The organism is Micrococcus sp. HMSC31B01, from assembly GCF_001816085.1.
GTDB lineage: Bacteria > Actinomycetota > Actinomycetes > Actinomycetales > Micrococcaceae > Micrococcus > Micrococcus luteus.
This window is the reverse complement of record NZ_KV825100.1, coordinates 1-2371: the sequence shown is the minus strand read 5'-3', so window position 1 is coordinate 2371 and position 2371 is coordinate 1. Positions and strand designations below refer to the sequence as shown.

Below are 2371 nucleotides of genomic sequence, written 5' to 3'. Positions count from 1 at the left end.
GCCCGCCGAGGGGTCCGGCCGCGCGGCCGGGCCCCTCGGCGCCGACCGGGGACCCGGTCCCTTAACGTGTCCGTCCACGGCCGTATGCTGGACGGAATCTGACAGCGACGACGCCCGCGCGGGGCGGACGTCTCCGCCCGGCCTTCGAGGAGTACCACCATGGCGCGTATCGGAGAGAGCGCTGACCTGCTGAAATGCTCGTTCTGCGGGAAGAGCCAGAAGCAGGTGCGCAAGCTCATCGCCGGCCCGGGTGTCTACATCTGCGACGAGTGCATCGAGCTGTGCAACGAGATCATCGAGGAGGAGCTCGGCGAGGCGGCGGAGGCGGACGAGACCGTCCTGCCCACCCCGCAGGAGATCTTCGACCACCTCGAGAGCTTCGTGATCGGTCAGGAGGCGGCCAAGCGTTCCCTCGCCGTCGCCGTGTACAACCACTACAAGCGCGTGCGTGGGCCGCAGGCGCGGGGCGGTGACCTGGCCGACCGCCTCACCGAGCGGGACGACCTCGCGGACGTCGAGGTCGGCAAGTCGAACATCCTCATGGTCGGCCCCACCGGCTCCGGCAAGACGTATCTCGCGCAGACCCTCGCCCGGCGGCTCAACGTCCCGTTCGCGGTCGCGGACGCCACCAGCCTCACCGAGGCCGGCTATGTGGGCGAGGACGTGGAGAACATCCTCCTCAAGCTCATCCAGGCCGCGGACTACGACGTGAAGAAGGCCGAGCAGGGCATCATCTACATCGACGAGATCGACAAGATCTCGCGGAAGTCCGAGAACCCCTCCATCACCCGGGACGTCTCCGGCGAGGGGGTGCAGCAGGCCCTGCTGAAGATCCTCGAGGGCACGGTGGCGTCGGTGCCGCCGCAGGGCGGGCGCAAGCACCCCCACCAGGAGTTCCTGCAGATCGACACGTCCAACGTGCTGTTCATCGTGGCGGGCGCGTTCGCGGGCCTGGACGAGATCATCGGTTCCCGTGCCGGACGCAAGGGCATCGGGTTCGGCGCGCCCCTGAACCACCTGGGCGCGGGGGACGTCACCTACGCGGACGTGCGGCCGGAGGACCTGCTGAAGTTCGGCCTCATCCCCGAGTTCATCGGCCGCCTGCCCGTGATCACCACTGTCGAGGACCTCACGCACGAACAGCTCGTGCGGGTGCTGACCGAACCGAGGAACGCCCTGCTCAAGCAGTACCAGAAGATGTTCCTCATGGACGGCGTGGAGCTCGAGTTCGAGCAGGACGCCCTGGACGCCGTCGTCGCCCAGGCCGAGGCCCGCGGCACCGGCGCCCGCGGCCTGCGCTCCATCATGGAGAACGTCCTCAAGCCCGTGATGTTCGAGCTGCCCTCCCGTTCGGATGTGGGCACGGTCGTCATCTCCGGGGACGTGGTGCGCGGCGAGGCCGAGCCCACGCTCATCCCGGCCGAGGTGGAACGACGTCGACGCGGCCGGAGCGCCTGACCGCCGTCGCCCAGCAGGACCGACCGGAGCCGAGACGGCTCCCTGACCGCAAGGAGCACAGCATGACCGACACCACGCAGCAGCCCACCGTCGACTTCTACTTCGACGCCACGTGCCCGTTCGCCTGGATCACCTCCCGGTGGATCCTGGAGGTCCAGAAGGTGCGCGACGTGCGGGTGGTCTTCAAGATCATGTCGCTCGCCGTCCTGAACGAGGGCCGCGACCTGGACCCCGACTACCTGGCCCGCCTCGAGAAGGCCTGGCTGCCGGCCCGCGCCGCCGTGCAGGTGCGCGAGCGGCACGGTGCCGAGGCGCTCGGCCCGTGGTACACCGCGGTCGGCACCCGCATCCACGAGCAGGGCCGCACGGACTACGAGGCCGTGGTGGCCGAGGCCCTCGAGGAGCTGGGCCACGACGCGGACATCCTGGACGCCGCCCGCACCGACGTGGCCGACGAGCAGCTGCGCGCCAGCCAGAAGGAGGCGGAGGACCTCGTGGGCAACGACGTCGGCACGCCCGTCGTGGCGTTCAACGGCACGGCCTTCTTCGGTCCCGTGATGACCCGCATCCCGCGCGGCGAGGAGGCGGGCCGCATCTTCGACGGCGCCGTCGCCCTGGCCGACTTCCCGTACTTCTACGAGATCAAGCGGGCCCGCACCACGGATCCGCAGTTCGACTGAGCCCCCGGCTCGCACGAGACCGGCCCCACACCTTCAGCGCGAAGGTGTGGGGCCGGCGTCGTCGGGGTGCGGGGCGGCGGGGGTCAGCTGCGCGCCACTCTGCCGGCCGCGCGGATCAGGGGGACCTGCAGGGGCAGCCGCCCGAGGGAGACCAGTTGCGCCGGCCAGGGCCGGCGTCGCCACCGCCAGGCCATCCACGCATTGCCGGGCCACACGCCGAGGAAGAGCGCCTG

At 70.5% G+C, this 2371-nt stretch carries 2 protein-coding genes; both read left to right on the top strand.

Going from position 1 to position 2371, the window contains the following annotated elements:
• Window positions 1–159 precede the first annotated feature (159 nt).
• Entirely contained in the window at window positions 160–1458 is a 1299-nt protein-coding gene (clpX, locus tag HMPREF3105_RS05785) for an ATP-dependent Clp protease ATP-binding subunit ClpX (protein WP_036316877.1), read from the top strand.
• 62 nt (window positions 1459–1520) lie between these two features.
• Entirely contained in the window at window positions 1521–2138 is a 618-nt protein-coding gene (locus HMPREF3105_RS05780; protein ID WP_036316880.1) for a mycothiol-dependent nitroreductase Rv2466c family protein, read from the top strand.
• Window positions 2139–2371: the final 233 nt, after the last annotated feature.